This window comes from Streptomyces sp. S4.7 (assembly GCF_010384365.1).
Taxonomy (GTDB): Bacteria; Actinomycetota; Actinomycetes; order Streptomycetales; family Streptomycetaceae; genus Streptomyces.
This window is the reverse complement of record NZ_CP048397.1, coordinates 6644677-6662485: the sequence shown is the minus strand read 5'-3', so window position 1 is coordinate 6662485 and position 17809 is coordinate 6644677. Positions and strand designations below refer to the sequence as shown.

General features: G+C 70.5%; 14 protein-coding genes. 4 read left to right on the top strand and 10 right to left on the bottom strand.

The window, feature by feature from the left end; all coding sequences use genetic code 11:
* Positions 1 to 48: 48 nt before the first annotated feature.
* Positions 49 to 936, bottom strand: a complete 888-nt coding sequence (gene sucD, locus SSPS47_RS29580) for a succinate--CoA ligase subunit alpha (protein ID WP_164253613.1) — start codon at positions 934 to 936, stop codon at positions 49 to 51.
* A gap of 61 nt (positions 937 to 997) precedes the next feature.
* Positions 998 to 2131 (bottom strand): ADP-forming succinate--CoA ligase subunit beta, encoded by a 1134-nt coding sequence (gene sucC / locus SSPS47_RS29575; protein ID WP_164253612.1) that lies wholly within the window; start codon positions 2129 to 2131, stop codon positions 998 to 1000.
* 180 nt (positions 2132 to 2311) lie between these two features.
* On the opposite strand from sucC, the gene SSPS47_RS29570 reads away from it, so the two are divergent.
* From SSPS47_RS29570 to SSPS47_RS29555, 4 genes are all read left to right on the top strand, one after another.
* On the top strand, positions 2312 to 3994 hold the full coding sequence (locus SSPS47_RS29570) for a thiamine pyrophosphate-binding protein (protein WP_164253611.1): 1683 nt from the start codon (positions 2312 to 2314) through the stop codon (positions 3992 to 3994).
* Positions 3995 to 4005: 11 nt separating this feature from the next.
* Positions 4006 to 5277, top strand: coding sequence for a formyl-CoA transferase (gene frc, locus SSPS47_RS29565; protein ID WP_164253610.1), 1272 nt, complete (start codon positions 4006 to 4008; stop codon positions 5275 to 5277).
* An 11-nt stretch (positions 5278 to 5288) separates the two neighbouring features.
* Positions 5289 to 7424, top strand: a complete 2136-nt coding sequence (locus SSPS47_RS29560; RefSeq protein WP_164255147.1) for an acetate--CoA ligase family protein — start codon at positions 5289 to 5291, stop codon at positions 7422 to 7424.
* A 239-nt stretch (positions 7425 to 7663) separates the two neighbouring features.
* Positions 7664 to 9052: an OFA family MFS transporter gene (locus SSPS47_RS29555; protein ID WP_164253609.1), complete on the top strand. Its 1389-nt coding sequence runs from the start codon at positions 7664 to 7666 to the stop codon at positions 9050 to 9052.
* A 78-nt stretch (positions 9053 to 9130) separates the two neighbouring features.
* On the opposite strand, the gene SSPS47_RS29550 is transcribed toward SSPS47_RS29555, so the two are convergent.
* Genes SSPS47_RS29550 through SSPS47_RS29515 form a run of 8 tightly spaced genes read right to left on the bottom strand, consistent with a single transcriptional unit; the run spans position 9131 to position 17798 of the window.
* Positions 9131 to 10204, bottom strand: coding sequence for a sugar phosphate isomerase/epimerase (locus SSPS47_RS29550; RefSeq protein WP_164253608.1), 1074 nt, complete (start codon positions 10202 to 10204; stop codon positions 9131 to 9133).
* A gap of 17 nt (positions 10205 to 10221) precedes the next feature.
* Positions 10222 to 11643 carry a nucleotide pyrophosphatase/phosphodiesterase family protein gene (locus tag SSPS47_RS29545; protein WP_164253607.1) on the bottom strand — a complete coding sequence of 474 codons (1422 nt, stop codon included), beginning with the start codon at positions 11641 to 11643 and terminating at the stop codon, positions 10222 to 10224.
* On the bottom strand, positions 11640 to 12809 hold the full coding sequence (eboE, locus tag SSPS47_RS29540) for a metabolite traffic protein EboE (RefSeq protein ID WP_147876396.1): 1170 nt from the start codon (positions 12807 to 12809) through the stop codon (positions 11640 to 11642). The genes SSPS47_RS29545 and eboE overlap by 4 nt, the downstream gene beginning before the upstream one ends.
* A gap of 4 nt (positions 12810 to 12813) precedes the next feature.
* Entirely contained in the window at positions 12814 to 13662 is an 849-nt protein-coding gene (locus SSPS47_RS29535; RefSeq protein WP_078074220.1) for a TatD family hydrolase, read from the bottom strand.
* Entirely contained in the window at positions 13662 to 14294 is a 633-nt protein-coding gene (locus SSPS47_RS29530; protein ID WP_164253606.1) for an EboA domain-containing protein, read from the bottom strand. Before SSPS47_RS29530 ends, SSPS47_RS29535 begins: the two co-directional genes overlap by 1 nt.
* Positions 14291 to 15136 (bottom strand): sugar phosphate isomerase/epimerase family protein, encoded by an 846-nt coding sequence (locus SSPS47_RS29525; protein ID WP_164253605.1) that lies wholly within the window; start codon positions 15134 to 15136, stop codon positions 14291 to 14293. The genes SSPS47_RS29530 and SSPS47_RS29525 overlap by 4 nt, the downstream gene beginning before the upstream one ends.
* The gene (locus SSPS47_RS29520; RefSeq protein WP_239065104.1) at positions 15133 to 16674 is read right to left on the bottom strand and encodes a UbiA family prenyltransferase; all 1542 of its coding nucleotides are present in this window, start codon (positions 16672 to 16674) and stop codon (positions 15133 to 15135) included. The genes SSPS47_RS29525 and SSPS47_RS29520 overlap by 4 nt, the downstream gene beginning before the upstream one ends.
* Positions 16671 to 17798 carry an inositol-3-phosphate synthase gene (locus tag SSPS47_RS29515; protein ID WP_164253604.1) on the bottom strand — a complete coding sequence of 376 codons (1128 nt, stop codon included), beginning with the start codon at positions 17796 to 17798 and terminating at the stop codon, positions 16671 to 16673. The genes SSPS47_RS29520 and SSPS47_RS29515 overlap by 4 nt, the downstream gene beginning before the upstream one ends.
* Positions 17799 to 17809 lie beyond the last annotated feature (11 nt).

The following is a 17809-nucleotide window of genomic DNA, read 5'->3' as shown; positions in this document are numbered from 1 at the left end:
ACCCCGGCCGGCGGCCGGAGGCCGGTGTCGCGTCAGGCCGGTGTCGCGTCAGGCCGTGACCGCGACGCGGTCGAGCACCAGACGCGCCGTCTCCGACGGCGTCGAGCCGACACGTACGCCCGCCGCTTCGAGCGCCTTCTTCTTCGCCTCCGCGGTGCCCGACGAGCCCGAGACGATCGCCCCGGCGTGGCCCATCGTCTTGCCCTCGGGCGCGGTGAAGCCGGCGATGTAGCCGACGACCGGTTTGGTCACGTGGTCGGCGATGTACGCCGCCGCGCGCTCCTCCGCGTCGCCGCCGATCTCGCCGATGAGGACGATGAGTTCGGTGTCCGGGTCGGCCTCGAAGGCGGCGAGACAGTCGATGTGCGTCGTACCGACGACGGGGTCGCCCCCGATGCCGACCGCCGAAGAGAAGCCGATCTCGCGCAGCTCGTACATCAACTGGTACGTCAGCGTGCCCGACTTGGAGACCAGCCCGATCCTGCCGGGCTTGGTCGCGATGTCGGCCGGGATGATTCCGGCGTTCGACTGTCCGGGACTGATGAGCCCGGGGCAGTTGGGCCCGATGATCCGGGTCTCGCTCTTCTCAGCGTACGCCTGGAAGACGACCGCGTCATGGACGGGGATGCCCTCGGTGATCACGACGGCGAGGCCGATGCCCGCGTCGACGGCCTCCACGACCGCGGCCTTCGCGAACGGCGGCGGCACGAAGACGACGGTGACGTCCGCGCCGGTCGCCGCGATGCCGTCGGCCACGGAGCCGAAGACGGGGACCGCCCGGCCGTCGAAGTCGACGCTCTTGCCGGCCTTGCGCGGGTTGACGCCGCCGACGACATCGGTGCCCGCCTCCAGCATCCGGCGGGTGTGCTTCATGCCCTCGGCACCGGTCATGCCCTGGACGAGGACCTTGCTCTCCTTGGTCAGGAAAATCGCCATGGTCTCTTCTCCCTCTTCTCCGTTGTCCGCGTTGTCCGTCGCTGTCCGTGGCTGTCCGTGGCTATCCGGCGTTCACGAGTACGGCGGACTGGCGCGCGGCGCCGTCCATGGTCGTGACCTGCTCCACGAGCGGATGCGCGCGGTCGGCGAGGATGGCGCGGCCCCGGGCGGCGTTGTTGCCGTCGAGGCGTACGACGAGCGGTTTGGTCAACCGGACGGTCTCCAGGGCCTGGACGATGCCGTCGGCGACGGCGTCGCAGGCGGTGATCCCACCGAAGACGTTGACGAACACGGACTTCACGTCGGGGTCGGACAGGATGACGGAGAGTCCGTCGGCCATGACCTGGGCCGAGGCGCCGCCCCCGATGTCGAGGAAGTTGGCGGGCCGGGCGCCGCAGCCGGCGACGACGTCGAGGGTCGACATGACGAGCCCCGCGCCGTTGCCGATGATGCCGACCTCGCCGTCGAGCTTGACGTAGTTGAGGCCCTTGGCCGCCGCCGCGGCCTCCAGCGGGTCGGCGCCCGGGTCCTGCTGTTCGTCGCCCCAACGACTCTGGCGGAACCGGGCGTTGTCGTCCAGGGTCACCTTCCCGTCGAGGGCGAGGATGCGGCCGTCCGTGGTCCTGACGAGGGGGTTGACCTCGACCAGCAGGGCGTCCTCCCTGATCAGGACCTGCCAGAGGGATTCGAGTACGGGGGCGGTCCCGGCCGGCAGCGACGCCGCCGCCGCGATCTCCGCGGCCTTGGCCGCGGTGACGCCCTCCGCCGGGTCGACGGGGATCCGTGCCACCGCCTCGGGGCGGGTGGCGGCCACCTCCTCGATGTCCATGCCGCCCTCGGCGGACGCGATCGCGAGGAAGGTCCCCGCGGCGCGGTCGAGCACATAGCTGACGTAGAACTCGGTCTCGATGTCGACCGGTTGGGCCAGCATCACCTTGGCGACGGTGTGGCCCTTGATGTCCATCCCGAGGATCTGGCGAGCGGTCAGCTCCGCCGCGGCCGGATCGGCCGCGAGCTTCACCCCGCCGGCCTTGCCCCGGCCTCCGGTCTTCACCTGTGCCTTGACGACGACCCGGCCGCCGAGCCGTTCCGCCGCGAGCGCGGCCTGCCTCGCGAACTCGACTGTTTCGGCCTCCGGCACGGCGATGCCGTACTCCGCGAACAGGTCCCTGGCTTGGTGCTCGTACAGATCCATGCCGGCTCCCACTGCAACAGAAAGGAATGAAAGTGCCGCACGCCCCCTGGACACCACCCACCGGATGCGGGATAACAATCTTCATACAGTATTCGTCGACTGTATGCAATCCATCGCGGGAGCACTCGGGAGCACCCCCAAGAGCCCCCGACCTCCCCTACGAAGGGACAGGACAACCTCATGCCCGACGACAGCCAGGAACTCATCTCCGGTGGTCATCTGGTCGCCAAGGCACTCAAGGCAGAAGGTGTCGAGGTCATCTACACCCTCTGCGGCGGCCACATCATCGACATCTACGACGGCTGCGTCGACGAGGGCATCGAAGTCGTCGACGTACGCCACGAGCAGGTCGCCGCTCACGCGGCCGACGGTTACGCGCGCATCACCGGCAAGCCCGGCTGCGCCGTCGTCACCGCCGGACCGGGCACGACCGATGCCGTCACCGGTGTCGCCAACGCGTTCCGTGCCGAGTCACCCATGCTGCTCATCGGCGGCCAGGGCGCGCTCACCCAGCACAAGATGGGTTCGCTCCAGGACCTGCCGCACGTGGACATGATGACGCCGATCACCAAATTCGCGGCGACCGTCCCCGACACGGCCCGCGCGGCCGACATGGTCTCCATGGCCTTCCGTGAGTGCTACAACGGCGCTCCCGGCCCGTCCTTCCTGGAGATTCCGCGCGATGTCCTCGACGCGAAGGTCCCGGCCGACAAAGCACGCGTACCCAAGGCCGGCCAGTACCGGGCCTCGACCCGTTCGGCCGGTGACCCCGTGGCCATCGAGAAGCTCGCCGATCTGCTCGTCCACGCCGAGAAGCCGGCGATCCTGCTCGGCAGTCAGGTGTGGACGACGCGGGCCACGGACGACGCCATCGAGCTCGTACGGACGCTGAACGTCCCCGCCTACATGAACGGCGCGGGGCGAGGCACGCTGCCTCCCGGCGACCCGCACCACTTCCAGCTCTCCCGGCGCTACGCCTTCACCAACGCCGACCTCATCATCATCGTCGGCACCCCCTTCGACTTCCGGATGGGATACGGCAAGCGGCTCTCGCCGGACGCCACGGTGGTCCAGATCGACCTCGACTACCGGACGGTCGGCAAGAACCGCGACATCGACCTCGGCATCGTCGGTGACGCCGGTCTGATCCTGAAGTCGGTCACCGAGGCGGCGAGCGGCCGGATCAACGGCGGCTCCGTCAAGCGCAAGGCATGGCTGGAGGAGCTGCGTGCCGCCGAGCAGACCGCCGTCGAGAAGCGGCTGCCGAACCTGCGCAAGGACAGCTCGCCGATCCACCCCTACCGCCTGGTCAGCGAGATCAACGACTTCCTCACCGAGGACTCGATCTACATCGGCGACGGCGGCGACATCGTCACCTTCTCCGGCCAGGTCGTACAGCCCAAGTCGCCGGGCCACTGGATGGACCCGGGCCCGCTCGGCACGCTCGGCGTCGGCGTCCCCTTCGTCCTCGCGGCGAAGAAGGCACGGCCCGACAAGGAGGTCGTGGCGCTCTTCGGCGACGGAGCCTTCTCCCTGACGGGCTGGGACTTCGAGACGCTGGTGCGCTACAACCTGCCGTTCGTCGGCATCATCGGCAACAACTCGTCGATGAACCAGATCCGTTACGGCCAGAAGGCCAAGTACGGCGACGAACGCGAGCGGGTCGGCAACACCCTCGGCGACGTCCACTACGACAAGTTCGCCCAGATGCTGGGCGGTTACGGCGAAGAGGTCAGGGACCCGGCCGACATCGCGCCCGCGCTCCGGCGGGCCCGCGAGTCCGGACTGCCCTCGCTGATCAACGTCTGGGTCGACCCCGACGCGTACGCCCCCGGAACCATGAACCAGACCATGTACAAGTAAGGGAGGCCATGATGACCCAGGCTCCAGCAGCCCCGGAGAACTCCCCCGACACCACCCCCCAGGCACTGAGCGGCGTCCGTGTCCTCGACATGACGCATGTGCAGTCCGGTCCCTCGGCCACCCAGATCCTCGCCTGGCTCGGCGCGGACGTGGTGAAGGTGGAGGCACCGACGGGAGACATCACCCGTAAGCAGCTGCGCGACATCCCCGATGTCGACTCGCTGTACTTCACGATGCTCAACTGCAACAAGCGCAGTGTCACCCTCAACACCAAGACCGAGCGCGGCAAGGAGATCCTCACCGAACTCATCCGCCGCTCGGATGTGATGGTCGAGAACTTCGGCCCCGGCGCGGTCGACCGGATGGGATTCACCTGGGAGAAGATCCAGGAGATCAACCCGAAGATCGTGTACGCCTCGATCAAGGGCTTCGGCGAAGGCCCGTACACCAACTTCAAGGCGTACGAGGTCGTCGCGCAGGCCATGGGCGGCTCGATGTCGACCACCGGCTTCGAGGACGGGCCGCCGCTGGCCACGGGCTCGCAGATCGGCGACTCCGGCACCGGCATGCACGCGGTGGCCGCCATCCTGGCCGCGCTCTACCAGCGGACCGCCACCGGGCGCGGGCAGCGCGTGAACGTCGCGATGCAGCACGCCGTGCTCAACCTCTGCCGGGTCAAGCTCCGCGACCAGCAGCGTCTCGCGCACGGCCCGCTGGCCGAGTACCCGAACGAGGACTTCGGCGACGCGGTCCCGCGCTCGGGCAACGCCAGCGGCGGCGGTCAGCCCGGCTGGGCGGTCAAGTGCGCGCCGGGCGGCCCCAACGACTATGTGTACGTGATCGTGCAGCCGGTCGGCTGGAAGCCCGTCAGCGAGCTGATCGGCCGGCCCGAACTGGCCGCGGACCCAGACTGGGCGACTCCCGAGGCCCGCCTCACCAAGCTGGGCAAGATGTTCCAGCTCATCGAGGAGTGGACCTCGACGCTCCCCAAGTGGAAGGTGCTGGAGAAGCTCAACGCCCACAACATCCCGTGCGGCCCGATCCTCTCCACCAAGGAGATCATCGAGGACGAGTCGCTCGCGGCCAACGACATGGTCGTCGAGGTCGCGCACCCGCAGCGCGGGACCTTCACCACCGTCGGAAGCCCGCTGAAGCTCTCCGACTCACCTGTCCACATCACGGCATCTCCGCTGCTCGGTGAGCACAACGCGGAGGTGTACGTCGGCGAGCTCGGTCTCGGCGACGAGGAACTGCGCCTGTTGAAGACGAACGGAGTCATCTAGTGGCGGACAGCATCGCGTTCAAGCCCGACAAGGATGCCGTCGGAGCGATCATCGAGGCCGCCCTGGCTCAGGGACGTACCTCCCTCACCGCACCCGAGGGCAAGGCGGTCACGGACGCCTACGGCATCCCGACACCGGGTGAAGCGCTCGCGGAGTCGGCCGACGACGCCGTGGCCGTGGCGGCGCGGCTCGGGTTCCCGGTGGCGATGAAGATCGTCTCGCCGGAGATCCTGCACAAGACGGACGCCGGCGGCGTGCAGATCGGCGTCAGGTCGGCGGCCGAGGTGCGCTCCGCGTTCACCACGATCGTGTCCAACGCGAGGGCGTACGACCCGAAGGCGCGGATCCTCGGCGTCCAGGTACAGCAGATGGTGCCCGCGGGCACCGAGATCCTGATCGGTACGGTCACCGACCCCACCTTCGGCAAGATCGTGGCCTTCGGCCTCGGCGGGGTCCTGGTGGAGGTGCTGAAGGACGTCACCTTCCGGCTCGCGCCGGCCACCAAGGACGACGCGCTGTCCATGCTGGACGGCATCCGGGCCGCCGAGATCCTGCGCGGGGTACGCGGCGCCGAGGGCATCGACCGTGACGCGCTGGCCGACCTCGTCGTCCGGGTCTCGCAGCTGGCCGGCGACTTCCCCGGTATCGCGGAGGTGGACCTCAACCCGGTCTTCGCCTCGGCGAGCGGGGTCATGGCGGCCGACGTACGGATCCTGCTGACCGACGAGGTGCCGGTCGAAAGGCGCCGGTACTCGCGCGAGGAGATCCTGATCTCCATGCGCCGGCTCATGGAGCCGCGTTCGGTGGCGGTGATCGGTGCCTCCAACGAGGACGGCAAGATCGGCAATTCGGTCATGCGCAACCTCATCGACGGAGGTTTCGCGGGCGAGATCTATCCGGTCAACCCCAAAGCCGATGACATACTCGGCCGTAAGGCGTACAAGAGCGTGATGGATGTTCCTGGTGAGCCTGACGTGGCGATATTCGCGATTCCCGCGAAGTTCGTCGCCTCCGCGCTCGCAGAGGTGGGACGCAAGAACATCCCCAACGCGGTGCTGATCCCCTCCGGTTTCGCGGAGACCGGCGAGCACGAACTCCAGCAGGAGATCGTGACGATCGCCGAGGAGAACGGGATCCGGCTGCTCGGGCCGAACATCTACGGCTACTACTCCACCTGGCAGGACCTCTGCGCCACCTTCTGCACCCCGTACGACGTCAAGGGCGGCGTGGCACTGACCTCGCAGTCCGGCGGTATCGGGATGGCGATCCTCGGCTTCGCGAGGACCACCAGGACGGGTGTGTCGGCCATCGTCGGGCTCGGCAACAAGTCGGACCTCGACGAGGACGATCTGCTGACCTGGTTCGGTGAGGACGACAACACCGACTGCATCGCGATGCATCTGGAGGACCTCAAGGACGGCCGCGCCTTCGTCGAGGCGGCGCGCGCGACCGTACCGAAGAAGCCCGTGGTGGTCCTCAAGGCCGGCCGTACTGCGGCCGGTGCCAAGGCGGCGGGCTCGCACACCGGGGCGCTGGCGGGCGACGACGCGGTGTACGAGGACATCCTGCGGCAGTCCGGCGTCATCAGGGCGCCGGGGCTGAGCGACATGCTGGAGTACGCGCGCGGGCTGCCCGTACTCCCCACCCCCAAGGGCGACAACGTCGTGATCATCACGGGCGCCGGCGGATCGGGTGTGCTGCTGTCGGACGCGATCGTCGACAACGGCCTGTCGCTGATGGAGATCCCGCCGGACCTGGACGAGGCGTTCCGCGCCTTCATCCCGCCCTTCGGGGCCGCGGGCAACCCGGTGGACATCACGGGCGGCGAACCGCCGTCGACCTACGAGGCCACGATCCGGCTCGGGTTGGAGGATCCCCGGATCCACTCCCTCGTCCTGGGCTACTGGCACACGATCGTCACCCCGCCGATGGTCTTCGCCGAGTTGACGGCGCGGGTGGTGGCCGAGTTCAGGGAGCGCGGTATCGAGAAGCCGGTGGTGGCGTCGCTCGCCGGCGACGTGCAGGTGGAGGCCGCGTGCCAGTACCTCTACGAACGGGGCGTGGTGGCGTATCCGTACACCACCGAGAAGCCGGTCGAAGTGCTCGGCGCGAAGTATCGCTGGGCGCGGGCGGCGGGGCTCCTGTGAGGAACGGACAGCAGCCACGACGACGGCCGGGGGTCCGGGGGTTGCCCCCGGGGCGACACAGCCGCTGGGCGCGGGCGGCGGGGCTCCTGTGAGCGCCGCGCAGCTGTGGGGAGGCGCCGGATGAGCTGACGGCGCGACCCAGGGGGCCTGTGGATTCCGCTCATCGCAGGCCCCCCGCACGAAGAGAACGGACAGGGGGCGCTGGCCTGACTTCTTCGACGCAAGGGGTTCGATCGACAATGGCGACAACTGACATCTCCGCATCTGTCCCCTACCAGGAGGTGACGGACCGGAACGGCCGTATCTACCGGATCGGGCAGTCCGACCGGCAGATCATGGGCCGGCCGCGGTGGACGATGGTCCTCTTCCCGTGGATCGGGATGATGGGCATCAGCTCCTCGGAGTACGCGTTCACCGCGGCCGAGGACACACTCCACACGGCACACGCGTGGAACAGCGGGCACATCTTCTGGCTGATGGGTGTCTGGATCTTCTTCCAGGCGGCCGTGGCCTTCCCCGCGGGGCAGCTCCGTGAGAGCGGCAGGCTGCCCGCCCGCTACGCGATGATGCTCGGCGCACTGGGCACTCTGCTGGGCTACCTCTCCCTGGCCTACGCGCCGCACGTGATCGTGGCGTACATGGGCTTCGGTATGTTCAGCGGTATCGGCGCCGGTCTCGTCTACGCGACCTGCGTCAACATGGTCGGCAAGTGGTATCCGGAGCGCAAGGGAGGCAAGACCGGCCTCGTCAACGGCGGTTTCGCCTACGGCTCGGTGCCCTTCGTGTTCCTGTTCAGCACGTACATGGACCTCGGCAACTACCAGGGCGTGCTCGTCTTCGTGGGCGTCATCTGCTGTGTGATGGTCGCGGTGGCGGGCTGGTTCTTCAAGGACCCGCCGAAGTTCTGGTGGCCCGCGGGCGCGGACCCGCTGAAGGTCTCCGACGACCCGAGGATCCGTCGCGCGCTTGAGAAGAACCCGCCGGCCGTCCGGCAGTACACACCGAAGGAAGCGGCGCGGGTCCCCGTTCTGTGGATGATGTGGTTCTGCCTGCTCTGCACGGCCGGCATCAACATCTTCGGTATCGCCATGCAGGTGCCGTTCGGCAAGGAGATGGGCTTCGCGGGCGGGATCGTGGCCACGGCCATGTCGCTGAAGGCCATCGTGAACGGTACGGGGCGCGGCGTCATCGGCTGGATTTCCGACAAGTACGGACGCCGCCAGACTCTGATCTTCGTCTGTGTGGTGCTGGGCCTGTCGCAGTTCGGCGTGTGGTTCTCCGGTTCGATCGGCGTCATGCCGCTCTTCCTGGTCTGCTCGATGATCTCCGGCTTCGGCGGTGGCGCGATCTTCCCGCTGTTCGCGGCCATGACGGCGGACTACTTCGGCGAGAACAACAACGCGTCGAACTACGGCATGGTCTACAGCTCCAAGCTCATCTCCGGCCTGGTCGGTGCCGGTGTGGGTGGAGTCGTGGTGAGCAGCTGGGGCTACGGAGCCGCGTTCGCCATCGCGGGCAGTGTCGGACTCTTCTCGGCGTGCCTCGCGGTCTTCCTGAAGGCGCCAGGCAGGCCGGACATCAAGAAGATCCAGGCGAATCCGAACCCGATCGGGCGGGAGGACGCCTGAGCGAACCACCGCAGAGCGCACGTGAGGCGGCTCACCGTACGGCCAACGGCCGTACGGTGAGCCGCCGTTCGTACTGGACTAGTGGTGGCCGCGCTTCTCACGCAGGGAGTGGAGGTGGTCCGCCGACTTCTCGGCGAACAGGATCGAGTCGACCGGGTTGTCGTGCTCGGCCTGCCAGTGGTGGTCCCTGCGGCCGTTGTGGGTCTTGTTCACGGCCGAGATGAACCTCTTGTAGTCGATGTCGCCGTCACCGACGTCGACCATGTCGTAGCCGTCGCGCGCCTCCTCGTTCTTCACGCCGTCCTTGACGTGGAAGAGCGGGTAGCGGTTGGGCTGCTTGAGCACGTAACTCAGCGGGTCGAAGGGCGCGGGCTTGCCGTCGCCGGTCTGGCTGAAGCGGTGCACGGCGGCGAACGCCCAGTAGATGTCCATCTCCAGATAGACGAGCTTCGGGTCGGTCTCCGCGAGCAGGACGTCGTAGAGGCGGACGCCCGGCTGGTCGCTGGCGAAGGAGAACTCCTCGGCGTGGTTGTGCTGGTAGAACTTCATGCCGCGCTTGCGGGCGGCGGCGCCGTAGGTGTTGAAGTCCTCGGCCGCCCGCTTCCAGGCGTCGACGGTGTCGCCGTGGCGCCAGGGGCCCGACGCGGTGCCGATGTGGTCGAGGCCGAGCGCCTGGGCGTCGTCCAGCACCTTCTCCAGGTTCTGGGCGAAGCTGTAGGCGTTCGGGTTGCTGTCGTCGGCGTAGTTGACGTGGCTGCCGATCGGGCGCAGACCGTGGTTCCTGGCCAGCTTGCGGAGCTGGGGGATGGTGATGTCGCCGGCGGCGCCCTGGCTGTAGCCCGCGTACTCGATCTCGTCGTAGCCGAAGCGCTCCAGTTCCGCGAAGACCTTGGCGAAGCCGAGCGAGTTGACCTTGTCACGCAGCGAGTAGAGCTGGATGCCGAGGTGGCCCGGAGTGAGGACGGGTTCGCCCTTGCCGTGCCCGTGCCCGTGTCCATGGCCGTGACCGCGTCCCCTGTCGCCCGCGGCGGCCGGGGTGGCGGCCGAGAGACCGAGAATGGCGGCCGCGCCGGTGCCCGCGGCCACACCCAGCATGTTGCGGCGGCTGAGCTTGGCTGCGAGCTCCGGGTCGACTGACTTCTTGCGGCTCATGCGTGGAACTCCTTAGATCAGTGCAGTCCTGCGAGATTGAGGAGCAGGGATTTCACGTCGGTGGCCTCGGTGCGGCCGGTGACGGCTTCGGGGGTGGAGCAGAGGATGAGCGGACCTTCTTCGTCGCTCGTCGGGAGGCGTCCGTGGCTGCCGCGGATCGGTGAGGGGTCCAGGGGGACGACGGCGAGCCGGTAGCGCATGCCGAGCTTCTTGCGGGCGATGGCCTTCGCCGCCTTGACCTTCACGTACGGGTCGAGGGGGTCCATGAACAGCTCGACGGGGTCGTAGCCGGGCTTCCGGTGGATCTCGACGAGCTGCGCGAAGTCGGGCGCCTTGGCGTCGTCGAGCCAGTAGTAGTACGTGAACCAGGCGTCGGGTTCGGCGACGGCGACCAGTTCGCCGGAGCGCGGGTGGTCCAGGCCGTAGTTCTTCTTGCCCTGCTCGTCGAGGATCTCCTCGATGCCCTTGAGGTCCTTCAGCGCCTCGCGGGTCGCCGCCAGGTCCTCGGGGCGGCGCACGTAGATGTGCGAGATCTGGTGGTCGGAGACGGCGAAGGCGCGCGACGCCATCGGGTCCAGATACTCCATGCCGTCCTGGGTGTGGACCTCCAGCAGTCCGGCACGGCGCAGGGCCCGGTTGATGTCGACGGGCCGCGAGACGTTGGTGATGCCGTACTCGGACAGGGCGACGACGGTACGGCCTTCGGCGCGCGCGTCGTCCAGCAGCGGGCCCATCGCCGCGTCGAGGTCGCGTGCCGCCCGGTGGGAGCGGGGGTCGTCGGGGCCGTAGCGCTGGAGGTCGTAGTCCAGGTGCGGCAGGTAGCACAGCGCCAGGTCGGGGCGGCGGGTCTCGATGATGTGCCGGGTGGCGTCGATGATCCACTGCGAGGAGACGAGATCGGCGCCGGGGCCCCAGAAGTGGAAGAGGGGGAACGTGCCGAGCTTGCCGTGCAGTTCGTCGTGCAGGGCCGGCGGCCGGGTGTAGCAGTCGGGTTCCTTGCGGCCGTCGGCGTAGTACACCGGGCGGGGTGTGACCGTGTAGTCGGTGTCGGCGCCCATCGCGTACCACCAGCAGATGTTGGCGACGGTGTAGCCGGGGTGGGCGCGGCGGGCGGCGTCCCAGAGCTTGTCGCCGGAGACCAGTCCGTTGTGCTGGCGCCACAGGAGCACGTCGCCCAGTTCGCGGAAGTACCAGCCGTTGCCGACGATGCCGTGCTCCGACGGCAGGGTGCCGGTGAGAAAGGTGGACTGGGCGCTGCACGTGACGGCGGGCAGCACGGTGGTCAGCGGGCCCTGCGAGCCCGCGGCGGCCAGCTTCTTGAGATTCGGCATGTGCGCGAGGAGCTGGGGCGTGAGTCCGACCACGTCCAGGACCAGCAGGGGTGTGGGGCCCGTCGCGGCCGGCTCGGCGGACGGCTCGGGTGTGGGGTCGGCGGTCATGGCAGCTCCTTGAGACCCAGATCGACCAGGAGGTCGCGGGCCAGCGTGAGTTCGGCGGCGATGCCCTCGGCGAGCCGGCCGCGTGAGCGGGGGCGCAGCTCGGGCGGGAGCGCCTGCCAGGTGTACGTCTCGACCTCCAGGTGGCGGGTCAGCGGTTCGGGGCCGCCGACGAGCCGGGCGAGGGTGTCCTGGAGCACGGGGAGTGTCGAGGTCAGGGGCGGGGCGGGCGGTGCGTGCAGCGGGACGTGGAAGTGCGAGCGCCAGGGGGCGCCGTCGGGCAGCGCCTCACCGGCCAGGGCCTCTTCGAGGTCGTCGGTGCCGCGCAGGCCTGCCGCCGTGCGGGTGCGGGTCTGGTGCAGGAAGCGGGGTTCGGCGAAGGCGGCGAGCGCGTCGCGTACCTCGGGGAGGTGGGGGTGTTCGGCGTGCAGCGCGGCGGAGAGCTGGGCCTTGGGGATGGTGACACCGGCCTCGGCGAGGGCGCCCAGCGCGGTCGCCGGGTCCTCGAAGGAGGTGGCGAGGTGGCAGGTGTCGACGCAGATGCCGATGCGGGCGCTGGCGACGTCGGTGAGCGGCCCGATCGCGTCGGCGGTGGTCTCGACGGTGCAGCCGGGCTCGGGCTCCAGCGCGATCCGGATGGATTTGCCGGTCAACTCCTCCAGCGCGTCGAGCCGTTCGGCGAGGGTGGTGAGCGCGGCGTGCGCGGTGCGGGCCGCGGCGTCGTCGAAGGCGGTGCGCCAGGCGAGGGGCAGAGTGGATACGGAGCCCTCGGTGACGTCGTCGGGCAGCAGCGAGGCGAGGAGTCGGGCGAGATCGGTGGTGTGGGCCAGCCGCTCGGGATCGGCCCAGTCCGGCTTGTAGACGCGGTACTTGACCTCTTCGGCGCCGAAGCCTTCGTAGGGGAATCCGTTGAGGGTGACGACCTCCAGCCCGCGCCGCTCCAACTCACCCTTCAGCCCGCGCAGTTGGGCGGGGTCGTTGATGAGGGAGCGGGCCGCGCCCTTGGCGAGCCACAGACCTATGCCGAGGCGGTCGCGGCCGAGGCGTCTGCGTACCGGCTCGCAGTGGTCGCGCAGTTGGGCCAGTACGCCTTCGAGGTTCTCGGCGGGGTGGACGTTGGTGCAGTACGAGAGGTGGACGGTGGACCCGTCGGGGTGGCGGAAGCGCATGGGCTCACTCCCCGCCGCGGAGGATGGAGTTGCCCTCGTGCAGGGCCTCCGGCGCGGGGACGTCGAGCTGGAGTCTGCCGCTGAGGCCGTAGAACGCGACGGGGTTGCGCCACAGCACCTTGTCGACGTCGTCGTCGGAGAAACCGGCGGCGAGCATCGCGTCACCGACCTTGCGGGTCTTGAGCGGGTCGCTCTTGCCCCAGTCGGCGGCGGAGTTGACCAGGACGCGGTCGGTGCCGTGGGAGCGGAGCACGGAGACCATCCGGTCCTCGTCCATCTTGGTGTCGGGGTAGATGGAGAAGCCGAGCCAACTGCCGCTGTCCGCCGCGTCCTTGACGGTGGTCTCGTTGAGGTGGTCGAGGAGGACGTGCTCGGGGTCGAGATTCGACTCGCGTACCACGTCGATGGTGCGGCGCAGTCCGGTCAGCTTGTCGCGGTGCGGGGTGTGGACCATCGCGGGCAGCGCGTACTCGGCGGCGAGCTGGAGCTGGGTGGCGAGCGCGATGTCCTCGGCGGGGGTCATGGAGTCGTAGCCGATCTCGCCGACGGCGACGACGCCGTCCTTGACGAGATAGCGCGGCAGCTCCTCCAGGACGGGGGTGCAGCGGGGGTCGTTCGCCTCTTTGGGGTTGAGGGCGAGCGTGCAGTGGTGCGCGATGCCGTACTGCGCGGCGCGGAACGGCTCCCAGCCGAGCAGCGCGTCGAAGTAGTCGTAGAAACTGGCGGGCGAGGTGCGGGGCTGGCCGAGCCAGAAGGACGGCTCGACGAGCGCACGGACTCCGGAGGCGTACATGGCCTGGTAGTCGTCCGTGGTGCGGGAGGTCATGTGGATGTGGGGGTCGAAGATGCGCATCAGGACTCCTCGCCGGTCATGTTCAGTACGCGGTGCAGGTCGGCGGGTACCGACCGGCCCGCCGCGGTGCGCTCGGACGCGAAGTGGTTGAGCATCCGGGCGAGTTCGGTGTCGCCGTCGGCGCGGCGTGCCGCGTCGGCGACCGCGGCCACGGGCACGCCGGTGAAAAGGCACTTCAGTACGGCGTGCCGCCAGGCGTGCGGGTCGAGGTGGTCGGCCGCGTACGGGCCGACGGCCGCCTCGACGAGCGTGGTGTCGTTGGTGCGCAGGGCGTCCTCGACGAGCGGCAGGGCCTCGGGGCCGGGGACGAGGTGCGGCAGCGCCAGCAGTACGGCGCGGCGCTCGCCCGCGGTGCCGCGCTGGTAGATGCGGGTGAGGGTGCCGGTGTCGGCGGCGGCCCGGCGCAGCAGCAGGGTGCGTACGGCGTCGGCGTTCTCCTGGCCGCAGTGGCGGCCGGCGGCGGCGAAGCGGAGTTCCCAGCGGGGGACGGCAACGTTGTCGGGCCCACTGCCCGGTTCCGCCCACTCGGCCGCTTCGGCCAGTGCCTGGTCGAGCCAGGTGACGGCCTTCGCGTCGAGCCGCCCGTCGAATCCGTCGGGTCCGGCGGGTCCCTCGGTGGGTTGGCGGTTCATGCCGATGCTCCCTTCGAGCGCAGGAAGTCCAGGGAGGTGCGGGCCATTTCGGGGCCGGCGTGCGAGTGGCGCGGCAACTCCACGACGGTCAGGCCCTGGTAGCCGGTGGCGTCGAGCGCGGCCAGCACGGGCGGGAAGTCGATCTCGCCGTCCCCGAACGGGAGGTGCTCGTGCACGCCGCGCCGCATGTCCTCGATCTGTACGTGGCGCAGCCAGGGACCGGCGTCCCGGACGCAGTCGGCGGGCGGGGCGGGCTCCAGACACTGGCAGTGGCCGATGTCGAGCGTCAGACCGAGGGGTTCGGGGTCGCCGAGGAGCGTTCTGAGGCGGTGGAAGCCGGCGATGTCGGCAAGGAGATGGCCGGGTTCGGGCTCGATGGCGACGGGGACACCGGCGGCCCCGGCGGCGTCGATGACCGGGGTGATCGACTCCTCCAGCCGCTTCCAGGCGGTGTCCGGGTCGGTGCCCCCGGGGGTGATGCCGCTGAAGCAGTGCACGGCGTGGGCGCCGAGGTCGGCGGCCACCCGGACGGCGGTGACGAGCAGTCCGGTGCGGGCGGCGCGCGCCTCGGGGTCGGCGTCGAGCAGGGTGGGCCCGTGCTTGCGGCGCGGGTCGAGTACGTAGCGTGCGCCCGTCTCGACGGTGACGCCCAGGCCGAGTTCGGTCAGCCGGGCGGCCACCTTGCCCGTGCGGGCGGCGAGTTCGGGGGCGAGCGGGTCGAGGTGCATGTGGTCGAGGGTCAGCCCGACCCCGTCGTAACCGAGGTCGGCGAGCAGCGCGAGGGCGTCGTCCAGGCGCAGATCGGTGAGCCCGTTGGTGCCGTATCCGTAGCGGATGGTCATGTCACACTCACCCTCTTCGCGAGCTTCCTGGCCAGCGGCACGAGGCCCATGACGACGAGTCCGATCCCGGGGGCCCCGCCGCGCGCCGCGAGCGCGGCCTGGAACGGGATCATCGCCCGGATGCCACCGCCGACCGCGCGCTGGGTGAGCTGCGGTGACGGATTGAGCGCGGCGTGCAGGAACGCCTGCCCGGCGGTGACGACGAAGGCCGCGGCGAGCGCGGGGGTGACGAGCCCCGGTGGCCCGGTGTCGGTACGGCTCAGGCCGACCACGGCACCGAGCACCCCGGTGACGGCGAGCGCGGCCAGCGGCGCCCCGACGGAACCGCCGTACACCTCCCGGCGCGAGACGGTGGTGACGGCGACGGTGTGCGCGCCGAGGAGTGCGGCGGGGACGAGTGCGGCTCGGGGTACGGCGTGGTGTCCGGCCGCCGGGCCGGCGCCGGTGACGGCCGCGGCGGTCGCCGCGGCTGCCAGGACGGCGTCGAGCGACGCCGTCGCCGCCTGCCACACACCGGAACCGGCCGCCGGTACGGCGCTCTTGGAGGCCAGGAGCTCGACGGGGCCGCCGGCCCGGACGGCCGTACGGCCGCGGGGGGCCGGTCCGTCCGGCCGCCGGACGACCGGGGTCCGGCCCGAACCGGCCTTCGAGCGGCCGGACGGCGAGAGGCGGGCCGTCGACGCGCCGGCCTCGGTCGCGGGACGGACGGTCGAGCCGGTGAGCCTGCTCGCCAGACCCTGCACCGCACTGCGGCCGGTCCCGTCGGTGGGCTCACCCGCCCATGCCGACAGACGCGCCAGTACGCCCCGCCGCGCGGGCGACGAGGTCGCGGCCCCGGGCACCGGGCCGCTCGCCCACGCCGACAGACCCGACAGCACACCGGGGGCCACGGGCGACGAGAAGCGGGCCGTCGACGCGGAGGCGTCGGACGGCGGGCGGGAGACCGAGCCGGTGAGCCCGTTCGCCGGGCCGTCCAGCGGAGTCCGGCCGGGCCCGGCCCACACCGACAGACGCGCCAGTACACCCCGCCGCGCGGGCGACGAGGTGGCGGCCCCCGCCACCGGGCCGGTCTTCGAGCCGTGGGGCGACGCCGCGCGTGTGGCCGTCGCTCCCAGCAGTACGTCCAGTGTTCTCGCCGCGCCCATGGCCACCGGGCCCGCCGCCGTGTGTTTGAGGCGGAGGTCGTACGCCCAGACGGTGGCCGCGAGGGCCGTGCTCAGAGCCAGGGCCGGGCGGCCCGCGCGGGAGGCCAGCAACAGGCCGGTGGCCGTCAGGCCGCCCGCCGCCGCCAGTGCGGCGTTCGGGGTGATGCGCCCCGACGGGATCGGCCGGTGCGGGCGCTCGACGGCGTCCTCGTCACGGTCCGCCCAGTCGTTGAGCGCCATCCCCGCCTCGTACAGGCACAGCGACGCCCCGACGGCGAGCGCGGTACCGCGGTTGGGCCGGACCCCGGCGGACGCCGCGCCGGCCAGGGCGTCGCCCGGGACCGTGAACAGCGCGGACACCCGCAGGAGTTCGGCCCAGGCGCGCAAGCTCACTTGCTCTCCTTCAGGCGCTCGGCGAAGGAGAGGAGCGCGTCGAACTGTTCGGCGAGCGCGGCGGGTCCGCCGTCCGGGTCCTTGAAGTAGAAGCCCAGCTCGGGCAGCGGCCCGCTCATCCCGGCCTCGTGGGCGCGGGCGACCAGCCGGGCCAGGTCCAGGACGAGCGGCGCGGCGAGCGCCGAGTCGCAGCCCTGCCAGATGGTCTGGAGGATCATGCGGGAGCCGAGGAACCCGTCGAAGGCGATGTGGTCCCAGGCGGTCTTCCACTCGCCGAGCGCGGGCACGTCATCGATGTGCACCTCGCCCTCGGGCGCGATGCCGAGCGTGTCGGCGAGGACCCGCTCCTTGCCCGCGTTCTTGGCGGCGGCGGCCGCCGGGTCGGCCAGCGCCGCTCCGTCCCCGCCGCCCAGCAGATTGGTGCCCGACCAGGCCCTGACGTCGAGGGCGCGCTGGACGAACATCGGGGCGAGCACGGAACGGAGCAGCGTCTGGCCTGTCTTGCCGTCGCGGCCCGCGTGGGGAAGTCCGCCGGCCTCGACGGCGTCCGCGAGGGCCGCGCTCCGCAGCCCGGTCGACGGAGTGAAGTTCACGTAGGAGCAGCCCGCCCTGAGCGCGGCGGCGGCGTAGAGGGAGCTGGCCGGCAGCCGCGGGTCGTCGGCGGCGGGCTCGGGCTCGGTGGAGGAGACGTTGACGACGACGGCGCGCACGACGCCGGTGCGGCGGATGAAGGCGGTGATGTCGTCGGCGAACGCGGCTATCAGTTCGTCGTCGTCCCGGGTGTCGCCGGGCATCGGTCCGCCGATGCGGATCTGCGCGTCGGCCGCTTCGAGTTCGGCGGCGATCGTGTTGGGCAGGCCGTGCGGGAGGACACCCGCGGCGGTGAGCGCCTCGGCCCGCTTCGGCAGGGGGCAGCTCGCGGTGTCGTGTCCGCCGAAGACCAGCGAGGACAGTGCCGGGAGGCCCGCGCCCGCGAAGGGCGGGGTCTCGGCGACCATGCCGGTCGCGGGATGGAGCCCCGCGGTGACCGCCGCGCAGCCGGCGACGGCTGTCGTCGCGACGGAGCCGCGTGCTCCTACGAACCAGACTCCGGTACGTCCTGCAGTCGAATCGTTGGTGGTCACGGGCTGCCTCC